The 23,077-nt window shown below is 38.4% G+C and carries 16 protein-coding genes and 1 pseudogene; 8 read left to right on the forward strand and 9 right to left on the reverse strand.

The genetic code is table 11. The annotated features are described in order from the left end of the window. Window positions 1–282 precede the first annotated feature (282 nt). Window positions 283–582, reverse strand: a complete 300-nt coding sequence (locus NOM06_RS10150) for a hypothetical protein (protein ID WP_255911437.1) — start codon at window positions 580–582, stop codon at window positions 283–285. Window positions 583–699: 117 nt separating this feature from the next. Next, entirely contained in the window at window positions 700–891 is a 192-nt protein-coding gene (locus NOM06_RS10155; RefSeq protein WP_255911439.1) for a hypothetical protein, read from the reverse strand. Between the two features lie 111 nt (window positions 892–1,002). Between NOM06_RS10155 and NOM06_RS10160 the strand changes: the two genes are divergently transcribed. The 4 genes from NOM06_RS10160 (at window position 1,003) to NOM06_RS10175 (ending at window position 6,027) form a co-directional block, all read left to right on the forward strand. Next, window positions 1,003–1,455 carry an antitoxin Xre/MbcA/ParS toxin-binding domain-containing protein gene (locus NOM06_RS10160; RefSeq protein ID WP_255911463.1) on the forward strand — a complete coding sequence of 151 codons (453 nt, stop codon included), beginning with the start codon at window positions 1,003–1,005 and terminating at the stop codon, window positions 1,453–1,455. Between the two features lie 889 nt (window positions 1,456–2,344). Beyond that, window positions 2,345–2,953 carry a hypothetical protein gene (locus NOM06_RS10165; RefSeq protein ID WP_255911441.1) on the forward strand — a complete coding sequence of 203 codons (609 nt, stop codon included), beginning with the start codon at window positions 2,345–2,347 and terminating at the stop codon, window positions 2,951–2,953. 64 nt (window positions 2,954–3,017) lie between these two features. Then, window positions 3,018–3,677, forward strand: a complete 660-nt coding sequence (locus NOM06_RS10170; protein WP_255911443.1) for a fimbria/pilus periplasmic chaperone — start codon at window positions 3,018–3,020, stop codon at window positions 3,675–3,677. 43 nt (window positions 3,678–3,720) lie between these two features. Further along, a complete protein-coding gene (locus NOM06_RS10175) occupies window positions 3,721–6,027 on the forward strand; it encodes a fimbria/pilus outer membrane usher protein (protein ID WP_255911445.1) in 2,307 nt (768 codons plus the stop codon). A gap of 1,295 nt (window positions 6,028–7,322) precedes the next feature. Here NOM06_RS10175 and NOM06_RS10180 read toward each other — a convergent pair. Next, window positions 7,323–7,769: a hypothetical protein gene (locus NOM06_RS10180; RefSeq protein ID WP_255911447.1), complete on the reverse strand. Its 447-nt coding sequence runs from the start codon at window positions 7,767–7,769 to the stop codon at window positions 7,323–7,325. After that, entirely contained in the window at window positions 7,741–8,469 is a 729-nt protein-coding gene (locus tag NOM06_RS10185) for a winged helix-turn-helix domain-containing protein (RefSeq protein WP_255911449.1), read from the reverse strand. Before NOM06_RS10185 ends, NOM06_RS10180 begins: the two co-directional genes overlap by 29 nt. A gap of 430 nt (window positions 8,470–8,899) precedes the next feature. Here NOM06_RS10185 and NOM06_RS10190 point away from each other — a divergent pair, with 430 nt between their 5' ends. After that, a complete protein-coding gene (locus NOM06_RS10190; RefSeq protein WP_255911451.1) occupies window positions 8,900–10,504 on the forward strand; it encodes an EAL domain-containing protein in 1,605 nt (534 codons plus the stop codon). A gap of 217 nt (window positions 10,505–10,721) precedes the next feature. Continuing rightward, window positions 10,722–10,823, forward strand: a pseudogene (locus NOM06_RS20920) (IS481 family transposase); the annotation flags it as partial. Window positions 10,824–11,193: 370 nt separating this feature from the next. On the opposite strand, the gene NOM06_RS10195 reads toward NOM06_RS20920, so the two are convergent. Further along, window positions 11,194–12,624 carry a hypothetical protein gene (locus tag NOM06_RS10195; RefSeq protein ID WP_255911453.1) on the reverse strand — a complete coding sequence of 477 codons (1,431 nt, stop codon included), beginning with the start codon at window positions 12,622–12,624 and terminating at the stop codon, window positions 11,194–11,196. Window positions 12,625–13,071: 447 nt separating this feature from the next. On the opposite strand from NOM06_RS10195, the gene NOM06_RS10200 reads away from it, so the two are divergent. Both NOM06_RS10200 and NOM06_RS10205 read left to right on the forward strand, forming a co-directional pair. Beyond that, window positions 13,072–15,933, forward strand: a complete 2,862-nt coding sequence (locus NOM06_RS10200; protein ID WP_255911455.1) for a UvrD-helicase domain-containing protein — start codon at window positions 13,072–13,074, stop codon at window positions 15,931–15,933. Window positions 15,934–15,966: 33 nt separating this feature from the next. Next, a complete protein-coding gene (locus tag NOM06_RS10205; protein WP_255911457.1) occupies window positions 15,967–16,677 on the forward strand; it encodes a hypothetical protein in 711 nt (236 codons plus the stop codon). 285 nt (window positions 16,678–16,962) lie between these two features. Here NOM06_RS10205 and NOM06_RS10210 read toward each other — a convergent pair whose 3' ends face one another. From NOM06_RS10210 to NOM06_RS10225, 4 genes are read right to left on the reverse strand one after another with little or no spacing between them, the layout of a single operon-like run. After that, window positions 16,963–17,382: a hypothetical protein gene (locus NOM06_RS10210; protein WP_005361866.1), complete on the reverse strand. Its 420-nt coding sequence runs from the start codon at window positions 17,380–17,382 to the stop codon at window positions 16,963–16,965. A 4-nt stretch (window positions 17,383–17,386) separates the two neighbouring features. Beyond that, window positions 17,387–19,438, reverse strand: a complete 2,052-nt coding sequence (locus tag NOM06_RS10215) for a hypothetical protein (RefSeq protein WP_005361864.1) — start codon at window positions 19,436–19,438, stop codon at window positions 17,387–17,389. Continuing rightward, window positions 19,435–21,342 (reverse strand): hypothetical protein, encoded by a 1,908-nt coding sequence (locus NOM06_RS10220; RefSeq protein ID WP_255911459.1) that lies wholly within the window; start codon window positions 21,340–21,342, stop codon window positions 19,435–19,437. The genes NOM06_RS10215 and NOM06_RS10220 overlap by 4 nt, the downstream gene beginning before the upstream one ends. Then, window positions 21,339–22,808 (reverse strand): site-specific integrase, encoded by a 1,470-nt coding sequence (locus NOM06_RS10225; protein ID WP_255911461.1) that lies wholly within the window; start codon window positions 22,806–22,808, stop codon window positions 21,339–21,341. The genes NOM06_RS10220 and NOM06_RS10225 overlap by 4 nt, the downstream gene beginning before the upstream one ends. Between the last annotated feature and the right edge of the window lie 269 nt (window positions 22,809–23,077).

Raw genomic sequence — 23,077 nt, forward strand, 5'->3', positions numbered from 1 at the left:
GCAGCGACTCTCCCTATGCATTGATTCTATGACAAGGTGAAGCCGCTAGTCAACAGTCACAGGTAACCACTTCGATTTCGGGTTCAAGGGGTCATCCCAACGACTCCTTCGTGGCAACGGGAACCTTTTGGTTCCTGATTACTAAGCATGCAACTTTATTACTTAGTATGACTCTTTATTGCTTGGCGTGAAACAGCATCAATAAAATCTTGCTTATTAGCGGCAGTACAGATGATAAGAAACATTTCTCTTCACACAAACTAGAGTATAGGAGCATATTACTCATATTATTTCCCTATTAGAATAATCACGCCCAAATGTGTCAGGGTTTGCAGCCTCATAGTCATCGTCAAACATATGTTCCCCTCGATGCGTCTCCCTCATTGTTGCGAGTATACCGAAAAAACACATTTCACACAGATGTACCAGATAACGCTCACCATCGTGACGGGAACCATAGCCAAAATCCGCCGATAGGGTGCCAAATTCATTGGTTCCAAGAGTTGTTTTTGTACTGCGACCACAGACATCACAAAGAATGTCAATAACCTGTTCTGTTGGCACAATCCCTTTTACGAGCATGCTGAACTCCTTATTTAAGGCTTTATGAAACTATAATTTTTCTTCTTTTGATGTGGGAGTAACCTGGGCGGGCTATTTATCACTGGCATAACCAGCATTGAGCACTCATTTGATATGTTATTTTTGGATGTCTTTGCACTCAAATTTTGGAGGTGTTTTCCAACCTGTAACGCGCCCGCTGCGTTTGTTGATCCTGCGGTATTCGTTCCCCAGCAGGATTTCCCATTCAGAGCCGTTCTCCGATAGAACCTGAAAAGTAGTCCCAAACTCAATGCCTATGCCAGGTTCAGTACAGATCAACTCAGTCATCGACTCTCCTCGGTGCAGGGGCATTTTGTAGTTAATCTTCCACTCAAAACGACAGTTTGGAGTAGGATAGCTCATGAAAGGTCGTGTTTGTACAATGAGGAATGCTACATGATGCCCTATGCAACCTATCATCCTGGTAGTGACGCAGCTACTCCGAACCTTCTCCTAGAAGGTCTTAGTATTCCTCGTGACCCACTAGGAGCACATCAATGGATCGTGGCTGGCGTAGAACCGGACATACTCTATCGGCTCGCTGAATTGATGAAGACTGATGTGGGGACGGTTTGCCAGTGGGCTGGTATTGGCCAGAGTACACTGGCCCGCAAGCTCCGGATTGCTGCCCCCTTATCAATATCGCAGGGTGCCAGGGTATACGGAGTGGCGCAGGCCCTCGATGCGGTACTCGTCTTCCACAGGAACGATACCGTCAAGACAGTGTCGTGGTTAAACCGCACCGCCTGGGGCCTCGGTGGCGTAGCCCCTGCTAAGTTGTTGGCTACACCACCGGGGGTTCAGGCTGTTATCGACCTTGTGGGTCGGATTGAACATGGGCTAATCCAATAGCTCCCAATATCTAGTAGAACCGAGCACATTTGAACTTTTAAATTGCCTCTAGACAATATCCATGCCATCCAGTATCTATGTGGTAATGCATGCGACAAAATATTCTTGATGTTTGAGTATAAATCGTGTTGATGGTGATCAATGAAAATTCATTCCCACTACTTTGTTAAGTCATGATGACTAATCATTTTGGATATTAGATGCTATTTAATAATGACTGAACTTTACCACCACCTAAAATACATTTATTAATGCGTTTTTATTAAATGCAAACAGTGGCTTTTACAAGCTCAGCTCTGCATATTGATTTGTTTTTTGTTAAAATTAATAATTTTTAGTGTTGTTTTGTATTGACTCGTGTAACTTTAACCCTGCATTGCAGGATGCAGTGCTAGCAAGCTAGCAAGCTTGCTTATCATGTTATCCCGTGTTTTAGAGCTGAGAAATCAGCTCTCTTTTTATCATATGACCTCTTGCTTTATACTTACCTCAACTATAACACATCTATACATCATCCTTATCAGCAAGCCCCTCTCCCTCTATCGCCCCATCACTAACTAGCCATGGGGTCATGGTTAGAAGAATGAAATTTAATAAAAAGGAATATAAAAGGCGTTTAATGAGGGGATAGCAATAGCATTACTTGTTAAAGAGCATTTTAAAACCCTTATTAAATCTTTTTAACCAACAGATAACTCATTGATTTTATTTGATTTATTTTGTTTTAGTTGTTTTTTGTTTTGCATTTTCAGTGGTGGGGCTATTCTTTCGTCGCTGCCACTCACAAGTAGTAAGCCAAAATAAAGCGCACACCTAGCATTTTCTCTAGGTGTGTAATGTAAATTCATATCAAAATTAATTTTAATATACATATATTATAGGAACGAAAATGCGTAAATTCACTGCCGTAGCTAGCGCTCTCCTTTGCATGACATCTGTTGCTAATGCAGCTGATGGTGGACAAGTGGACATGCCTGTAACTGTAAGTTTTACTGGTGCTGATAAATGTGTGCCGAAAAGTATTTCACAAACTAATGTACAGTTGAGTGCAGCTGAAGCGGCCCAAGTAGAAAGTGTATCTGGCTATTCTGCACCGACAATTAAAACTGGCCAAGCTACCCTAACTCTTGACAACTGTCCTGTAGGGACAAGACTGGGGATTCATGCTGGCGGTAACTTTAATTCCTCTGTAAATATGCAACCAATTAATAATGCAGGGCAGCCAGTAACATCTTTTAAGCTCGATAATATTCCACAGTGGAACTTTGATGGTGCGGCTGCGGGCAAACTCGGTATGACCTTGTTTATGCCTCGTACGCTGGACAATGGATATTTGCAGAACGTGGGTAAGCCTGGTGATATCAGTGATACAATACTGAAAACTGCAAACGAAGTTCCACTGACTTACTCTATCAATGCTAAGGATAAAGTAGCCGCGAAGAGCATGGGAAGTGGCAACTATAACTCTATTGCTACTTTGATTGTTACAATCAAGTAATATCTGAAATACATGCAGGGCTGCTAATATAAATGGCAGCCCTATTATAATTTGAGGTTTTTTTGTGAAGTTTATATTATTTTTTGTACTCTTTAATATTTTTTCGGTATTGAATATTTCTGAAGCAAATGCGGCTGGACTTCCACAAACAAGGTTTATATATCAAGAAAAATCTGGGCCTGCATCTGTAGTGATTGTTAATCCAGATCCACATGAAGTATTAATCCAAGTCTATGTCGATTCAAAAGACAGTGTTTCATCAAATATTCGTGTATATCCATCAGTATTTACACTTCCAGCGAATGGTCGACGCATTGTTAAGATATATGGTTTAAATAACCTCCTATTAGAACGAGAAGAATCTATACGTTATCTTCACGTTGCAACTATACCGCCAGAAGGCGATAAAGGTAGTGCATTGAAGATGGTTGTAAATGCAAGATATAAAATGATGCTACGCCCTAATAACATGGCTAACGGTAAGTTAGAGGAGGCAGTGAATGCACTGAAAGTATCATGTGATGGGTCAGATTGCTTTTTAGTTAATAGCTCTCCATTTAATATTGTTTTATCTGAGTTAGAGGTAAATGGAAGGAATGTTGAGGTTGACTATATTGCTCCAAATAAAAAGATTCTTGTCAGTAAAGGAACTCCAAAAACGATTATTGGAAAGTATATAAACGATAATGGTGACTACATACCGCTACCTAGATTTTCATTTTAAAACCCACTATTAAATTTTTTTAGGTTTTCAATAAGGCGTAAACATGTTTAGGCTGTTTTTCGGCATGTTCATAGTAGTGAACCCTGTTTTTGCTGCTAACTTTGACTTTAATTTATTGCCAAACCCAATAAAAGATGCGAATGCAATCGTAAATAACGAAATGCTCCCTGGTGTGTATGATATTGTTGTTAATGTGAACTCGATATCATCTGGTGAGGTTAAGGTTCGCTTTATTGAAAATGCAGGAAAAACTGTACCATGCATTAATACTGAGCTTCTGCAATTATTAGGAATTAAGTCTGATAGTCGACATTTATCATTTAATGAACACGGTTGTATTGTTCCTATCCATGGAATCATTGAATACCAATACGATAATAATAACATGTCGATTGACTTATCCGCAAATAAAAACTTAATCATGACCGATTATGAGAAAAATATTAAAGCATTGGATCATGGTATTAATGCCTTTCGAGTAAATTATGATACTGCAACACAGTTTATTACTGACAATAATAGTAGTGGCAGTAAAAGGAGCAGCTTTGCTACATTATCAACGCAAGCAAACATAGATGCGTGGCGTTTCATATCAAATTCAAATTTAACGCAAGATTATGCCAATAAAATTAGTTTTAACAGCAGGGACATTTACATATATAGACCTATAGTTGATAGCAAAGCAGCGATGTTTTTCGGTAAGAAGTCAACACAGCAAAATCTCTTTGACTCTAGATATTTTACTGGTGCCGAGTACATAATCGAACCAAGACTGCACTCACCATATGAGAATGTAGCGGTACCATCAATCCCGATAATTTTATTGGAAAATTCAGTCGTAAGACTTTACCAAAACAAACAAAAAATCTATGAGTCGTATTTTTTTGCTGGAAGTCATGAAATAAACGACTATATAACCATATCACAGTCAGATATTGATGTTGAAATTGAAGGTGATAATGGACGGATTATTAAAACAACCATTCCTAATAGAGTTTCAAATAGCGCGCTTAAATATGGCTCATCATTTTATTATATTAGTGGTGGTGTGGATAGCAACGATGATAATAGTTTTATCATGGCCACCTACCAATATGGTGTAACGGATTGGCTATCAATGACATATGGTGCAGATGTGTCAAATAAGGGGGGGGCATTAGGGGTTGTGGCCGATGCATCTCTTGGTATCTATGGCGAATCTAGTGTGAAAATAGTTAGTGATGTGGATAGAGATTATGTAGATATCAGTTACCGTAAGTCTTTCACTGAATTTAATACTGATTTAAATATAACTCATCGCTCATTTCTTTATAATGACATCCATAATAACTTAATTAGCCAGGCTAATAGTATTTCACTCTATACAACAATTCCAAATTCTGCTATTTCTGCTAATATCGGACTGACAGAGAGTAGCTATACAAAAAGTGGAGTTACTATGCAGGGCATTGCAGGGCTTAGTGGGAGAGTTCATGATGTCAACTATAGCCTTAATTATACAAGAACGTTGAAAAGCGATATTAAAAATGACGCAGAAAGCATTTTTGGATTGTCTATTTCTGTTCCGCTAAATTTAATTGGATTGAACCGTGGGAGCCTATCGAGAGTATTCAGTTCTAAAGGCGGCGCCACTAGTATTTCAGCATCAGGCATTCATGATGATGGGGATTGGACGGCATATGTAAGCAAGCAAGATAGTGAATCAGCATCATCGCTTGGAGGGTCAACGACCTACCATACAGGAGTATCAGAAATCAAGGCGTTTGCATCTACTAGTCCATCTGGTGATAGTATGAGGGTTGGGGCGAAAGGTGGAGCTTTATTTAGCGAGCATGGAATGAAGTTCACTGAGCGCATGTCTGAGACAATTATGTTGGTTCATACACCCGAAGTTGAAGGGATAAAGTACACTCAGGACAAGTATGAGTCTAGCAATTCTCACGGCCTAGCTATAGTAGATAATATTCAACCGTATGGATTATCAAGGGCAACTATTGACGTTAATAACTTACCTGATAATGTTGAGCTTCCGACCCTCTCAACCACAGGTGTAGCATCACAGGGGGCCGTATTATATAAAAAGCTATCAGCTAATACAGGCTTGCCACTTCTTATTGAACTGTCTAGTAACAGTGCTATTGAAGTGCCTTTTGGAGCTAGGGTTAGTGTTGCTGGTTACAGTAACCCTATCATCGCTGAAGGTGATGGGACTATATTTATTCCAGCGCTTCCATTGGATGTAAAGAAAGTTGATGTTGTATGGAATAAAGGACAATGCCAAATCAATCTCAATAAAGATAACTTCATCACTGGTCATGACTTTAATCACTATATAGCAGAATGTAACTAAAGCAACTGTGTTATGACTATGCTTACAAGCTATGAACATTCTCTTGTTCATAGCTTGTAAGCCACTACACGTACTTTTTTATGGTTAATAATATTCTTAACATGATTTATCTATGAAGAAATTGCTTGAAAATTTTTTTCAGCTGCCGTATGTTTAATATATAAAAAACACTATGAATATACATTTCAATATTTTATATAAAACGGTCACACCTGTCTTTTGTTTATACTGAACATCAGCCAAGACATCATCTATATATTCACATGTTCTGAGTGACATGATTGCTAAAAACATGGAGGGCTGAGACAGCTGCAAAGGAGGACATTTGCTCCCAAATCGATGCCGCTTGAATGTAACTAACTGAGGACGCTGTAAGCCAATCATCGTGATTCCCTTCTAAGCTGCATCATGACCCTTTCACCTACTTACCTCAACATTACAAGCTTCTGATTAATCGCAGTTCACTCAGTATTGCTCTTGCTTCAAACGGGTTCACCACGACCACCACAGATGAGATATCCACTGCCTATTTACACTAACTAGGCCTCTACCAGCCTGTTACTCAAGAGGATTTTTCGCCTCAATCTGTGAGAGAGCTAGGGATCTGCTCGACTTTGTGTTCGAGCGAATGTGCCACTGTGTCCTCTGGATTAAAATGGTGTCAGCAACCGTGCCGTGCCCACACACCGCTAAGGGGCATTGTAAGAAAGTACGCACGGCGGAAATTATGAATGTGATAAACATTGTGTTCAACATTATTGTGGTAGCAAAGTATAATCTCGTGGAGCCAGACTAAAGTATCGCAAGATGCAGCAGTGTATGGAAAAAGGGATACCAATAATGAAATGGTTCTGTTAATGCAAGAGAAGACGCTGGCATACTGGATTAAGGTATCGGGGGGGGCTATCGCTCGCAGACTGAAATGGGGCGATCAGTTTGGGATGGGATGTTTTAACATAATCGCTTATTTAAATGATAATGCTGTAGTAAAACTGGATAACCTTAGTGCTGAAATTTAAGAACACAAGCAAAGTATTATAAACAAAATACAATTCCTCACCATAAACAATACCTTTTCATTTCAAATGCCACACCTTGACAATAATCTAACTTGCTATTTCTCTGCAATTTCACTACCTGTCTAAAGATATAAATCACTCATTTAACTTGCGATTTAAAATCAGTTATAAAAAACCAAAATAATTTAAAATAAGGCACCTGTGCTAATCCAGGTACCTTATTGTTTATTAGTCATCAGTAAATATGTTTTGATATCAACCCAATGAAGTTCCCTATCAATTTACCAATCCCATTTTCCCCCTAACTTTACTGACATAAATTATTTCAAGAGGTTGATCATAAAAAGTCAAGTATGTACTATCAGCCTTCGCAATTTTCACTCTATATCCTGAAATGAGAGGGGATGTATCATACAGCTTATTTATTCTATCAATCCCATGGTCTTTGGGTGGCTTTATTTCTTGTTGTTTTATATAGTATGTATATATATAGTTGCTTGACGATCCCCATAGGAATCGTTTTAAAATCACCGACTCATCCACTTTATTTTTTATATAAACATCAAGGATCCCGGCCTTACAAACCCCTTCTTGTAAGTTATATTTACCATCATGTATAAAAGTATACTTACATCCGAAACCATTAATAAATGGATATACACCTGGAATTATAAATAGCACCGGCCATGACCATTTAATCAACTTTAATAAACATGAACTCATTATCACGCTCCGTAAACCAGTAAGTCCCTTCAGTATCATCATTCAAAAATTCACTTGGTATATCACTTTTACTAATTTGATGCGCACCACAAAAACTTGATTTCCCATACTCTACACAATAGAAGTCAGGCTCTGCAATTATCCTAGCTAAATATAATGTAGCTGATGTCAGCAGAACAAATGAAACGTAAAGATAGTATGCATATCTATAAATGAAAGACTTTATCTTTCCTAAACTCAATTCAGTAGCATGTAGTTTGGACTGATGAAAACTTTTCTTGTTAGCATTTTGCACAATGGTTTCATTATCACTATTTTTCTCAGGTAATAGGTTAGCTGGTTCACTGAGTGAATGTGTTTGTACTTGCTGTGGGATATCTAGTTCACTGTCGATACAGATAATATCCACACTTAATTTGTAACCCATTTTAGGTATGGTTTCTGGTTCACTGTGAACTCCAGCTCTTTCAAGTGTTCCTCTTATGCTCTTGATAGCAATGTTCAGAGAATTGGGTACTACTACTCTCCCTGGCCAACCTGCTGCCAGCAATTCATCCTTAGGAACGATCTTATTCTTCTCTTTAATGAGAAGTTCAAACACCAGTCTCTCACTATAATTCAACCGCCCTACCTCAGAGCTGTTTGAAAAAATCCTGCCTGAGATTGGGTCAAAATATATATTCACACTCATTATGCTCATGTTCTCCATTCAATACGCTTATCGGTATTGATACAGACAAGTGTAGTAAAAAAGCCAATAAAAACAAGAAAATAAAAATAATTATTTATTATTATTTAAATTTATTACACTGCTTCGGGCGCGCGTGGCCAAGTTTGCCATGATGACCTTGTTGATTGTAATACATTGCTAACTTATTGATAAATAACGTGGTGGTCACAGAAATTACTTATCCACCAAATTTCATTTAATCGTTCTCTTTGCGATTATTTTTTTTATCTTGTGTTTTGGCCATTTTGTTTAATAATCGAATAGTTAGTTCGAAAAGGAGAAGTTATACCCCAAATCTATTCTTAGAGTCTATTTCTCAAATGCCCATAGTTTTATCAATCTGCGAGTGTCTTTTGCGCATCATTTATGATGCGCTTTTTATAAGTGAGGAAAATCAGATGTGCTATATTTAAAATATACCGTGATATTATTTATTAAGGGGCAAGCCTTGTTTACTCGAAGATTAAAGACCAAAACGCATAGATATGCCGTAGCCACACTAAGCTTCATAATTTTAATCAGCATCGGTCTATCTGTTTTTTGTTACCAATTTATAGGAGATATACGTCAACAGCTCTCGACTTCGACTCATAAGGCAGTTGAGTTATTGGATCAAGTTTTTTCATATGCAGAAAAAGCTAGTGCTCAAGTGCTTGCAGAATCAGATGGTCAATGTGATGCAGAAATTTTAGTGCTAAGAGAGAAAGTCGCACTTGTTCCGTTTGTGAGGGCAATTACATTAGCTAACGATAGTGGTATGTTTTTTTGCTCTTCACTTCTCGGGGATATTTCACACGATCGAATGTATCTGAATCATGACGATTACTATAGCGACAAGCTATATTTGATGTCTGGTAATAACATTTTGGCCAATCACCCATTAGTTATTTATAAAAAAAACGGAAAAAGTATATCAGTTCTTGTCTCTATTGATGGTGATTATATTAAAATAATACTTAGGATTTCAAAAGATGGTATGCCTATAGAGTTTAGGGTGGGGAATAAAAGCCTTAACAATAATGGTGAATATAATGCTAGATTGGAAACAGTAAACCCAGCATTCTCATCAGATATTAAATCCAAGAATTATCCATATTCTATATATAGCTATATAAGTGCGAGAGATTTGCTCTTTAAATTTAAAGAGAAGTATGGATTACTTATACTCTTACTTATTACTATAAGCACAATCATTGCTGGACTAATTTTAAAAGTTATAAGTAAACCTTTTTCATATACAGAACAAATGACGATAGCACTGCATAATGGAGAGTTTATTCCATATTTTCAACCATTAATTGAATCAAAGACCAATAAGGTGATAGGTGTTGAAGTTCTTATGCGGTGGAACCATCCTGATGACGGAATTATTCCTCCTGATATATTTATTCCACAAGCTGAGGCGTCAGGACTAATAATCAATATGACAAGCAAGATGATGGCCGATGTTGCTAATATAATAAAATCGAATCAAGACTTATTTCCTGATGGTTTTCATATTGCTTTTAATATAACATCTCATCATCTACAATTAGATTCATTGATTAGTGATTGCCTTCATTTTCAGGAGCTGTGCGAGAAACCAAAGTTTTCTCTGATGTTAGAGCTTACAGAGAGGAGTATTCTTAATTACAGTGTTACGGTGATGGAAAGGCTTGAAACTCTATCATCCATAGGTATTGAGCTTGCATTAGATGATTTTGGTACTGGACATTCAAGTTTAATTACACTTCAAACATTTAATTTCAACTGCATTAAAATTGACAGGTCATTCATATCAAGAATTGATGATGAGCCTGAATCACGATTCATCGTTGATAGTGTAATTACTTTAGCAAAGAAGCTAAAATTATCAATTGTTGCCGAAGGAATAGAAACTACTTATCAAGAAGAATATCTAAGAATGAGTGATGTGGATTATCTCCAAGGTTATTTATATGCGCGTCCACTCGAAACTCTGGAGTTTTTAAAATATATGAACGACAACAATAATTACAATAAGTAATTACATACGTAGCCCTTGTTGTATAGATATGGCTTTTGTATGGAGATGCTAGTCACCTGACAGCGGCCCACAAAAGGTAGTGGTCATACGGCTTCAAACTGGATACCAAAATGGTACTCCTACTGTTTTATCTGGGGTCACCTTATGACCACCAACAAGAAAGTGGTACGTCAGCTACCACCCGTAAAGGGGTGCTCAATTGCACCCAGAAAAACGCAAGTCCATCGGCTATAGCCGCTAGCAGTTCTACGAAATAAGCTGCAATCATCAGACCTATGCAACCAATGGTTGTCTCGACAGGTTGCTTGGTTGCAAAGGGGTAGTGATTAGTCCCTCCCAGGTGAGCTCATTGGAGAATGTGCTGGATCGGGCTGGTAATCAGCGATGGGATGATGGATGCAGGGTCTGAAATTGATACCAAAGGAATGGAGGACGAAAGTAGCGTATGCAAGACACCGGTTTGAGGCCGGTGTCAGGTGATAACTAGATCTGTACACGCCTTTCTAGTCTCCTTATCTCTTGACTAAAAATGAACCCTGCAAGGCTATCACTCGGAGAGCCAGGCACTACGATGAATAAACCACATTTTGGGGGATATAGCAGACCATGTTTTTTACCTCGCTTGTATCTCCAGTTACGTCTGATATATTTCCGCACAATATCATCTACTTCTTTAGACGTTGAATATTTCATGACTCCCCCAATGAGGAAGTATTAGTTAAATCTACAACTGTTTCTCTAAGCTTGGTTATTTCCTGAAAGTGAAGGTTTATCTGCTCATCATCAGAGGTAAAATCTTCTGATGCCCATGCCCACTGTAATTGTCTTTTTATATTATTAGCTGCATCTTCTATGCTTTTTTTAGACCACGGTGCAGATCGATAGCTACCATCTGGCATCAGTTCAACTAACGAAATAGTATAATTTAGATTGTAAAAGCCGAGTTTTCTACGTTTTTCCGCAGATAACCTCCACGTGTCACAGGTTAAATTAATTCTTCCATTATTCGCACTGACCTTCCATGAGACCTCAGGTAGTTGATGAAGATGAGTACGCAATCCCTCTGCTAGACCACTAGTAAGCTTATTAACTATCCAGGCATGAGATCTACCACTAACTATAAACCTGTTAAATACCGAATCTTCTTGGTCAGTAAACCAACCTTCGGAATATGCAATCCTGCTCTTAGCATGATCAGTTATCTCAATGATTTTCAGTCTTAAATTTGTTATGTCTGATGGATAATTAAAACCATCATTTAAGGTTACAAAATTTGCTTCATCAAATGCTATTCGGTCTAGCTCAGACAACATCCATTTATCTGCTTCACTAGGTGACACCCATTTTAATCCATCAGGCTTAGGTAACGTCCTTGAAAAAATGAAAGTGGTTTTATGGAAGTCACTCATTCTAGGGTGGATAAGATCTACATGTATCCAGGGATATGCATGCTTAATGCTGATATGCATATCCTCTGTATAGTAATGACTCACCTTCTTGATGACATCTTGTACCTCCCACATAATCTCACTAAGGCCATACTCCAAACTTGTACTTATTGAGTCCATTACAGTCTTACGGATAAACCAGTGACCATGTACATTAGCAGGATTTAGAATTTGCTCGCTACTCCAACCTGTAATATCTCGAAGTTTTATTAACTCGTCAGGTTGTCCAATCAATTGAGCCAGTTCTATTTGGATGCCAAGATCTTTTGCAAAACCATGGATGTCTTCGTCTATATCGGGACATTCACTATTATATTTTCTTTGCCACTCAGAGAACTCAGTGTTAAGCGCTAGGTTATTGCCGAGTTCCAGCTGTGCTTTTAGTTGTTTGACTAATTTATCTATATAGTGATATGGCTCAGGAGTATCTTTTCCTTGTAGTACCTCTACAGTTGTTTCAAGCGCTTGAGCTAGAGCATCAGCCAAAGCCTTGCTGGTATGTCCGTTCTTTTCTACTCGCTGGTAATGACCAATGAGGGTTTTTGGAGCGGCCTCTGGAGAGCGCCCCAAAATCTTGTAAGCCTTACTCATCAACATTTGTTGGGTCAGACCTGATTCAACGCGCAGACCTCTCAGTCTTTCAGGATTGATGACAAACGATGTTCTTCCCATATGAATGAGCTCCTAAGTGACGATGCACATATCATGGTGGAAATAATAAATGTTGTATATACATCATAAATACCACATCTATTTTTTGCGCAAGCCGAGCAACAGGGTTCGCTGAGCTATACGCTTGGTCTTGGCCTTCGTAGGTGCGTGAGAGGTAACTGCGATAGTAAGCATCAGTTGCAATCTTCATCACTTGCTGTGAGCAGATAGAGCTTTACTTCGAGTGGTGAGAAGTAAGAGGTTTAGCCTGGTGTGCAGCCAGTTGGCTTCACAGGCCCAAACCACAACTTAGATTCAGCTCGGTGTGATCGCCATCTCATCTAGTTTTCTCTACTCATAGGTTTGTGACCAAACAACGCCTGTAATCTGTTACGATATCACTCATTTGGCACCACAACTTGTGGGCAAGTAAATAAGTCGCATGACGCATTAATTAGAGAGTTGTTAATGAATGATTCCATAGCCAAGCTCTCATTTAACTTCATTGGGAAAATCCTTGGCTCAGATACTATTGTTGTGCAGGGAGATAATTTAGTATCCTCAAAAAAAGATACTATTTTAGAAAATTACTCTGCTTCCAATTTCACCAGTTTTGCAACTTTTGAAAGAAGACTTCTAGGCGGGATACTTACCTACAAGATTGGAAATAAGACTAAAAAACATAAGTTTATTAGATGCGCTGATTCAGATAGCTTCGTTGAGTCGCTAAATACTTTAATAGCAAAACACATTACAACAACAATAGAGCAGAAAGTTACTGAGTTTAATAGTCTTGCTTTTGACGAGTACCCAAGAGATTCTTGGGTGATCAATCTTGCTCAGATATGTATGTCATTGAGCCGCGACTATGAGGCCCAGAGCGAACAATGGGAAAGATATTTAAATCCTGAACTAATAGAGAAGGTAAAAAACCTAATATCATACCATCCTCTTAATATTGACTACATACGCGAGCAGCACGAAGAGTATCAACTTATAAAAAGAAAAGAGTTCTTTGATGTAGTAGAATCAAATCCATTAACTAATGAACAGCGTTTAGGCGTATTACGTTCAAATGATAGGAATATGGTACTTGCAGCAGCTGGTACTGGAAAAACATCCGTCATGGTTGCTAAGACCCTCGATTTGATAGACCGAGGATTAGCGAAGCCATCGGAGATCTTGGTTCTTGCATATAATAAGACTGCTGCGGGCGAACTGAGTGAACGCCTCGAAGATAAAGCTAAGAAGTCTAATATTGAGCTAGAATCGACTCCAGAGATTGCTACTTTCCATGCGTTAGGCAGGATGATTCTACGTAATTCAAACGTTGATACCAACATATCTATTTTTACTGAGGATGACGTAAAGCTAAAACTATGGGTCACCTCATGGCTTGAAGAATATTTATCATCAGATATCGATAGAATTTATGACTTTATAAACATGTTCCCAGAACCCGTTAACCCTTTTGATTTTAAGTCAAAATCAGAATATGAAGCGTATATCAGGGACAACGAATTTAGAACCCTCAATAGTGATCTCGTTAAGGGCTATCAGGAACTCCTTATAGCAAATTTCCTTTATGAGAATGGTGTTGACTATAAGTATGAGTCTCCATATGTGACCAAACGGCGCATTGATATTGGTTTTGACTATCGCCCAGACTTTAAAATCATAGAACCTGAACTTTATATTGAGCATTTTGGTATAGACCGTAATGGAAGAACTAGGCCGGATATAGATCGTGTTTCTTATAATCAGTCCATTAATAATAAAAGAATGCTGCATAATGAATGTGGAACTGTTTTAATTGAGACATTCCATTATGAATGGATAGAGGGTGTTTTACTGGAAAACCTCAAGAAAAAGCTGTTAGATAATGGTGTCGTTCTTAATCCATTATCTCCTGATGAACTGTTCAACAAGCTGCGTGATATGGGTCATATCACAGGCTGGGGTGAACTTTTGACAAAAGCCCTCCAATCCATTCGAGTTGAACGCCTCACGAAAGAGTCCATACAGAGTAGGTTCGATGCTACTGGAGTGCATCATTCCAAGAAGCTCTCAGAAATCTTGGATTTGCTTCATCATGCATATATCAGTGAGCTCAGAGAACAGAATGCAATTGACTTTGATGACATGATAATCAGAGCGATTCAGGAGGTAAATGCTGGCAAATATATTCCTGAATGGCGATACATACTGGTTGATGAGTTCCAGGATATATCAACAGCTCGAATGGAGTTCATCCAGACCATCATTAAAAATGGGCCACAGCCATCACTAACTGTCGTTGGTGATGATTGGCAGTCAATTTATCGATTTAATGGTGGAAAGTTAGAGCTAACAACTCGCTTTGGTGAAATCGTTGGTAGCTACACGCTTACTAAACTACAAAAGACTTTCCGCTATAACAATAGCATTGCCGATACTGCTGGTCAGTTCATTATGGAAAATCCTGAACAGTATAAAAAGTATATAGAAACGCATACTGTGGTTGAGGATTCACAGATTTATCTGCTTGATGACAAATCCCCAGAAAAAGGAGGTTTGAATAAAAGAGTCGCTGAGGTTGTTCAAAAGATTAGAGAGAATGATGCGACTGGAAGCATCGCCGTTATTGCTCGTTATAACTATCTTTTAAATGAGGCTAAGAGTGCATTAAAACAGATGAATAGTTTACGCAATGTTAACTTCTGGAGCTTCCATAAATCTAAGGGGTTAGAGGCAGACTATGGAATTTTGATCGGCTTTTTTCAAGGAAAGATGGGATTCCCTAATGAAAATAAAGACAACCTTATAGTTGAATCTCTGCTGCCATCTCTAGACCCATATCCTCATTCTGAGGAAAGGCGTCTCCTGTATGTAGGCATTACCCGAGCAAGGAAGAAAGTCTACATTATTGCCAATCCTACAGCACCATCCGATTTTGTGACGGAGTTACTCTCGCCAAAATACAAGATAAATGTTGTTTCAAAAGCATTCAGTGAGGAATCAAAAAAAAGGTTCAAGTGCCCATACTGTACAGATGGCTATCTAAGGTTGGTCAAGGGGCCGTATAGTGATTTCTATGCTTGTAGCACAGGTTTTGGCTGTCCTGTAGGAAAGGCTAGAGTGTGTGAGAAATGCCACTCACCCTCAATTGACACAAGGAATGAGAGCGTTTGCAATAATTCTCTTTGTGGTTGCAAAATTAAAATATGCCCTGAGTGCGGACGACCAATGAAAATCCGTAATGGTCAGTATGGTGACTTTTGGGGATGTACTGGTTATGGGATTAAGGATGACCAGTGCAAGGTTATCATCAAGGTCAAGCCAGGCTTATGATAGCTAATTACGTGAGTTAAGGTGGGGGGACATATGGATACGTTTTCCGAAATCATAAATGAATTCAATAGTACGTTTTCTACCAATGCTAGCCTGTGTGAAGATTTAAAGGTTGGGTGGGATCTGGGAGATTGTAGGTCTTTTGCTTTATACCAGTTAGTAGAAGACCAACGTAGCGCCCCCTTTGGTACGGTTCTATACCACCATATTGGCAGCTACAACACTGGTGAGGTATATGAGGCAGAGGGGACTGCTGGCTTCAGGCTCAGCTCACGGCTCGATAGTATTGAAAAATTTTTCCCTTTGTCTTCAAACAAGGCGACTCGTAGATTAGATATTGGGTATCGGTCATCCTGGCTTGGCGGTAGTTGTGCATTTTCCTCTATTCCGTTTAAGCGGTGGTGGGTTGATTCATTTAAAACATTGTGTGCAAATGTTCCTGCCCAGGCTGAGCTGGTTAACTCATTCTTGACGCGAGAGATAGAGGTTCTTGCGGACAAAGCTAGAAAAAATAACGATAAAAGTGGCTCAGTTTACAAGTGCTTCGTAGAACGGTTGGAGTACCTATCACTTCGTGTAAATCAAGATTTTCTTGATTCAACAAACTACATTCTTCATCCTGAACTGTTTTTTAATGTAATTTCAAATAATTTGGTTAGTTTGAATGAACAAGAGAAAAGGGAGTTGATGAACAAGGCAAGGAGAGATAGCCATTTTGATGATCCACTTAAGAAGTGGTGGTAATCAGCTGATGGCAGTCAGCAGTTCTACGCAATCATCAGACTTATGTAAGCAAGGTTGCACAGGGATATCAATTTCTCCCTAACTAGGCGAACTCATTGAACTTTAGAGTATCCGTAGGAGCGGGTTGACCATGATGCTGGATGATGGAAGGGCTGTCTCCTACAGCACGTTGAATAGGCTCTAAAAGGCAGTATGCCCAAAAGTAGCCAAAACAAGACACTGGTTTGAGATCGGTGTCAGGTGATAACTCGATCTGTACTGATCTTGTATCTGTCATGTTTGTATTCAATATTGCAATACATTGGTATTTAGATCTTTTTTTAACTCTTCAATTTTTTCTTCAAGTTTTTGTAACTGGCGAACCAATAGTAATTCTCTGCCTAATGCGGCATCTAACTGCATTTTTAGTGACTTTATCTCTTCCTCACCTAAATCTTTAGCTAATTTAATACTTTCAAGTTCTCGCTTTTTTATTGTTCTAGGAGACTCTATTTCATTTTTGTATGCGTTGATGAGTGTGATTAATGGTTGATGTTTTTCTCTTTTCGGTTTTAAGTACCCTGCATCTAAACCTGCTTCTTGTGATACAACAGAGAGGGTAATTGCTGATGGAGCTAAGTTTTTGTACTTCGCCAGTTCAGGCTTACCCTCTTTTAATCGTTGGAAGGCAGCATAACACTTTTCCAGTCCATTATTGCTCTTCATAACTTTAATCCTTGTTCATTTGATATTTCTTAAATTTATTAAGACTGTCTAATTCAGCCTCTAATACCTGATATTCACCATCTTTTGGTGCATAGAATTGCATTGCCTTTTGAATTTCAAGGATTTGTTTTTCTACTTTATCCCGTTTTATTACAGCACAATCCGAGCTTAAACAATCAGTAAACTCACCTAGGATACGGCAATCGCAACCATTAATGTTAGTGCACCCCCCCAACAGAGTTTTGTTATATACGATTTCGCCATTTTTAATTTTTTCCTCTGTTGTCGCTCTAAACTCAACAATACTGACCTCACCATCAAAAATTCGTTCTGCTTGTCTCGACATATAGCTACCTGATTTACCAAATAGTGGCTCATCTTCTAGTAGGTCATTAATAAATTGTTCCGCAACATCCATTGTGAAGGCGGCTTGGCAATCGAAAATAACGTGTGTTTCAGGAAGCATCCACTTTCCTGTTTGTGCATCATAGTGCCCGAAGATCGAAACGATATTCTGATGGTTTCGACTGTAGTATTTAGTTATTTCAGCTGTTAGATGTTTGTACTGACGCTTCAATGTGGGAATAGAGACAAAACCCGAGCTACATGCATAAAATGCTAGAGAGCGGCGGAGTTGATGGCTAGTCAATGGCCATACACCACCAATTTTGAACTTTAATTCTCCATTACCATCTCTTTCATTTTCGAAGTCGCGGGTCGGATCGCTCGCTTTCAACAGTTCCATATCTTTTTCGGTTATTACCGCATCTAGGAACCACTGGGGTAGTCCCAGGTTCTTGATTTTTCCGAATAGTGCATGCTTGCCCTCGTTATTAATTTCATTAACCGGCGCTATTAAAATACCAGCGCTTAAAAATAGAGGGGTTTCATTTGTACAGGCAATTTCTGACCCGAAACATAGCCCTTTAGTGATGCGTTGTAATACTTCAATGGCTTTAACGATAATATCTGGCGCATACCAAGCATCTTCTTTTCTGTAACCAGTGTATTTTGTTGTGGTGGAAATAAGTTTTATCATTCTTGCTGGCACAACAACTTTTCCACTATCGTCTTTTTCTTCTTTATGTATATCAATAGTGGATATGCAATTTAATGGTAGGCGCATAACCTCCTGATGACGCATGCCAGTATATAGGTGAATGGCAGTTTTTAATGTAAATTGTATCTGTTTAATGCTGCTTAATAACTCATGCACAGTTGTAACATTTGGGAAAATACTGTTTAGGTCATATGCCCTAATCGCTTCTTGCATTGTTGGCTGGCATTTAATTTTAGTCTTTTTCTGAGACGAGAGGGTCAGGCCATAACCTTTCTCCGAAAACCTAACTAAAAATGCAGTTATTTTTGATGTTCCAGAATGTAATTTCTCCATCTCATCCGTGAGTGCATTTACAAGGTGGAGGTATAAAGAAACGGGTATCACTGGGTGTTGCTTTTCCTTATTTTTGTTGCGAGATAGTTTTACACAGCAAACAGTATAGCCAATTTTATCTTTCCCCAAATCAACCAGTTTTGAAATAAGACCATTTAAAGATTTTTTACTTCTGTCTTTACTGTGAGCAAGAGCTTGGATATTTGTTTTGTTTTCTAGCACATCGCGAATATACATTAGTCGGTTGTTGAATGGGTTGTTGCTAAGTTTTGAGGCCAGATCTGTAATATTATGTATGACACGAAAATAATCATATAAGGTTGAAATGCATAACCGACCCAGCCGTCCAGAACCTGATTTGTAAATTAGACAAAACATAAGCCATTTGACTTCTTTTCTTAGTTGTAACGTGTGTTCCTCATTCACACCGCAAATCGATTTAAAATCTAGGCTAGAGGCTGAACTTCCAGAGGGTGCATAAGGCGTAAAATTCCAAATATCATTGCCATATATCGCGGTTGGATTTCCCTTTGAATCCTTACATAGAACGAAATTATCCGATGGAGGTGTTGTTTCTAATTCTCCAGAAAATTCGTCTGGCCTGTATATATTGGAGTTTGAGTGGCTTTGGGAGTTATACAATTTGTTGGTAATAACATTCATAATATCATTCCCATTTCAGCATAACGTTCTAGCCTAAAAGACCAAAATGTTGTTAAATCACCATACTCAAAAACATCAACATACAGTTTATCTATAAGCATTTTTGTTTTAACAGAATAATTTTGCAAACGCTCTAATAGATAATCAATACGTACGCAAAGCACCCTAAGAAGTTTTTCTGTTCTTTGAGTGTCAGTTGACATTTTCAATACCTGTTCTATGACGTATCGCACGCTTAATATTTTGTGTATATCATCACGATCTGCATGAATTATGTATTTGGAACAAAATAAACAACCGAATTGTTTTTTACAGTCTGGTTCAATCGGTGTGTAATCCTGTATTTTTTCTGGATTCCCTTTATTAGAGCAATGGCCGGTAGAGATTGATATGTCATTCCCTATTTTATCTTCTGTGATTTTAATTTCTTTGGCTGCTTTCTTTATTGCTGACCATAGTGTACCTAGTTCTTTTTTGCTGGTATCTGGTGACGATGGTGTATATGATTTTTGGTTTGTTTTTTCATCATGATTTAGGGCCTTGGCGGTTATTTTTGTTCCATGTTTCTCTTCATGATAGTGAACGCTTTTAAATTTCCTTACCTTACGACTACGTAAAATCGAAGCTTTTTTATAAAAGAAGAATTTTCTTGCTCGTGTCACTAAGCCTGCTATGTTTGCCTCTGTATATTGAACATGTTCACCATTGTTATTTATTCTAAAGAATAGATATTTAAACTCTTTTCCCTGTAAAATATATTCGCGAAATGTCAGGTAGTCTTTTAAAATCCTTAAGCCATGTTGGGAGCCAAGGCTGTATTCTACAGTCTTACCACCTGCTCTAAATTTCACAGCTCTAAAGCTATTGTTAGTAATATGACGCTCAATATTAAGAGTGTTGTCATAAATAATTTGCCTAGCTTCAGTACCATAGGATCCAGTCATTAGCATAAAAACTTGCATATATGCATTTAAAGCCATTGCTGCATCTGCTATCCGATAACGGCTATTTAAGCCAAGACTATTATGTTTTTCTATGCATTTTTGTGATCTCTTTATATCGTGAGAATTTTTAAATTTGGTTCTATGGTTAATATTACTTAGTTCGTCTGCGGTAGATAATCTACCCTCCTTATAGTTATACAGATCTGCATAAGAGGTTGTATATGGTGTTTTAATGCTGAGATTTGAAGGGAAGACATAAGTATGATAGTTAGGCATTTTCAGTAACCAAGGATACGGTTGCATTTCTAAAACAGCAGAGCCATATCCTTTAGCGATGGCTAGAAATACTTCAGCATTGTGTTGTACTAACGACTTTTCTGGTGCATCTTCATCTTGAGTTTCAAAGGTGATAGTTATAATTCCAGAGGTGATATGCTTGCCTTCTTCCGCCCCAAAATGGATTGTGGCCATGTCTTTCATGGCTCTCTGCCTAGGGCTAGCAGTACTGGGTTGTATTTTTCTATGGTAAATTTGGTCGTTTAAATGATTTGTAAACGCAATATATGCTAAACGAAATGACTCTGGTGTTTTAAATAGACCTGTGTAGTTGTTACTGTCAGTCCAGTTTAGAATGGTTCGTATATACTTTAGAAAAGTTAAAATGGTTGTATCTTCCCATTTTTGAGTTACTATATGATCGTACAGCAAAGTTAAAAAGTATTGTCGCTCCTTTTGTAAACTATCAATGCAAACTGCTTGTATATTTTTTTGAGGCTTATATTTCATACCTCTAACACTGTATGCAATTATGCCAATATCAAATGAATTTTTGAGTATAGATTTTGGTAACAAAAGGCAAACTTTTTCAGGTGCATCTTCATACGTAAGTAGTTGGCTCGTTTCGAGATCGATAGTTTCTCTTGTGATCATGTCAGGATGTCTTATCTGATCCATTTTCATTTGACCTCATCGGATATATCTTTGTTCTGCAATACATCACCGAAAAGGACATTTTCAAATGTCTCTTGAGCCTCTAGTAGTTCACTGGTTTGGCTGAATAACTTTAAATAATTCTCAGTAGTAGATTGATGCGCATGATGCAGACGATAGCGTATATGGTTGAGCTCTGTCCCTGCCAGCATCTTTTTTTCTGAAATCAGTTTTTGGCATCCTTTATATAAAAGTAGGGCGAATGTTGCTCTGAGCCAATGAAATGAAAAGTCGGGTGAAATTTTATTTCCTGCAATCCGCAGTAATTTGAATTTCAAATTTCTCGTTACTTGGCCTAGTGCTGGCGATAGTGTCATTTTGTAGCGTGGATCTAAATGGGACATATATCGACAGTCACCTGTCGGACTTAAAAAAAGATACATATCATCATCGTTAAAAATATCGCCGTATTTTTGTTTGAATTTTTCTCTGCGTTCAGTGGCTTTTTTCGAGAATGCCCATGTTTTTATTTTTTCGCCCAACCAGGCAGGCACATGCAAAATGTGAGGTTTATCATATTTTGTATCGCAACCATTTTGGCTATTCGCAAATAATTTGTAACTCATTTTCTTTTGGCTTAAATACTGATCCTCAAAAAATTTCAAATGCCTCATTCGCATAGTGAGAATGGTCTGCTTTCTCTCCCCTGTGCATAATGCAAGATAAACTATTAACTTCTCATCTATTTCGAATTCACCAGTCTGTAATGCATCTAATAGCGCATCCAGTTCTTTTTGAAACAGGGGTCGTAAATCCTCTCCTTCATCTCTGACATAGCCAATGCTAACAGGTGCTGGCTCTGCTGTTCTGACAGTTTGAGAGCGCTTCTCACCATCGATGCGATAAAGATTTCCAGAGGTGGTTTGTTTAAAAACAGTAAAGCTGGTTAGTTTTTCTACTCTTTCAAGATCTAAGTCAATATTCGGCAGCGTTGCAGCAAACTTATAAAATTGATATACAGCACCTGTTTTTGCATTTAATAATCCAGGTGTTGGTTTCTCCACATGCATCAGATGTGAATAGTACCGCCATGTAGGTCGTTTGGATTTTAATGAGTGTTTGAAGTCAAAGAGATCAATTGGTGCCTGTTCGTTGTTATTGCCCCTTGCGCTTTCGCAAAAAATCTTATAATCGAGCAGGAGGGAAGCCTTTTTACGTATGTCCCTTGTGTCCTTGTAATTATCTCTATTGTCGGTTGCTATTTTAAGTAGGAAGAGATTGGCTAAATGCCACGGTGTTCCATCGGCCTCTAGTAATATTGGAAATAGATAAACGCTATCATCTGAGTCAGATGAGTTATTGAGTCCTGTTATATAGTAGTCACCATTCGTAATAGGTAGAGAATGATTATTGATAGGGTAGGTGGACAGATATGCATCCGTATTAGGCAAATGATGTATTAGAACAATCCGTTGTGCCTTTGTTAGTTGCATCATGTCATCCTTGCAATCACCACTCTGACTCAAAGGGTAGTTCGCTTGGAGAGTTTGTCAAACTCACAATCTTACACTTCAATTGTCTATTGGAGATCTTAACTACTAGCGAAGGTCGTAGGTTCGACTCCTATTACCGGCACCAGATGCGGCAAGGCTCGCAGCGATGTGGGCCTTGTTCATTTAAGGGGTGGGCTGTAGTGGTCTAATCATCCCGGACACCATTTTAGGTGGTACAGTCGCCACCATGACCTGAGGTGTTCAATGACAAG

Source organism: Aeromonas sp. JL9 (genome assembly GCF_024436075.1).
Classification (GTDB): domain Bacteria; phylum Pseudomonadota; class Gammaproteobacteria; order Enterobacterales; family Aeromonadaceae; genus Aeromonas; species Aeromonas veronii.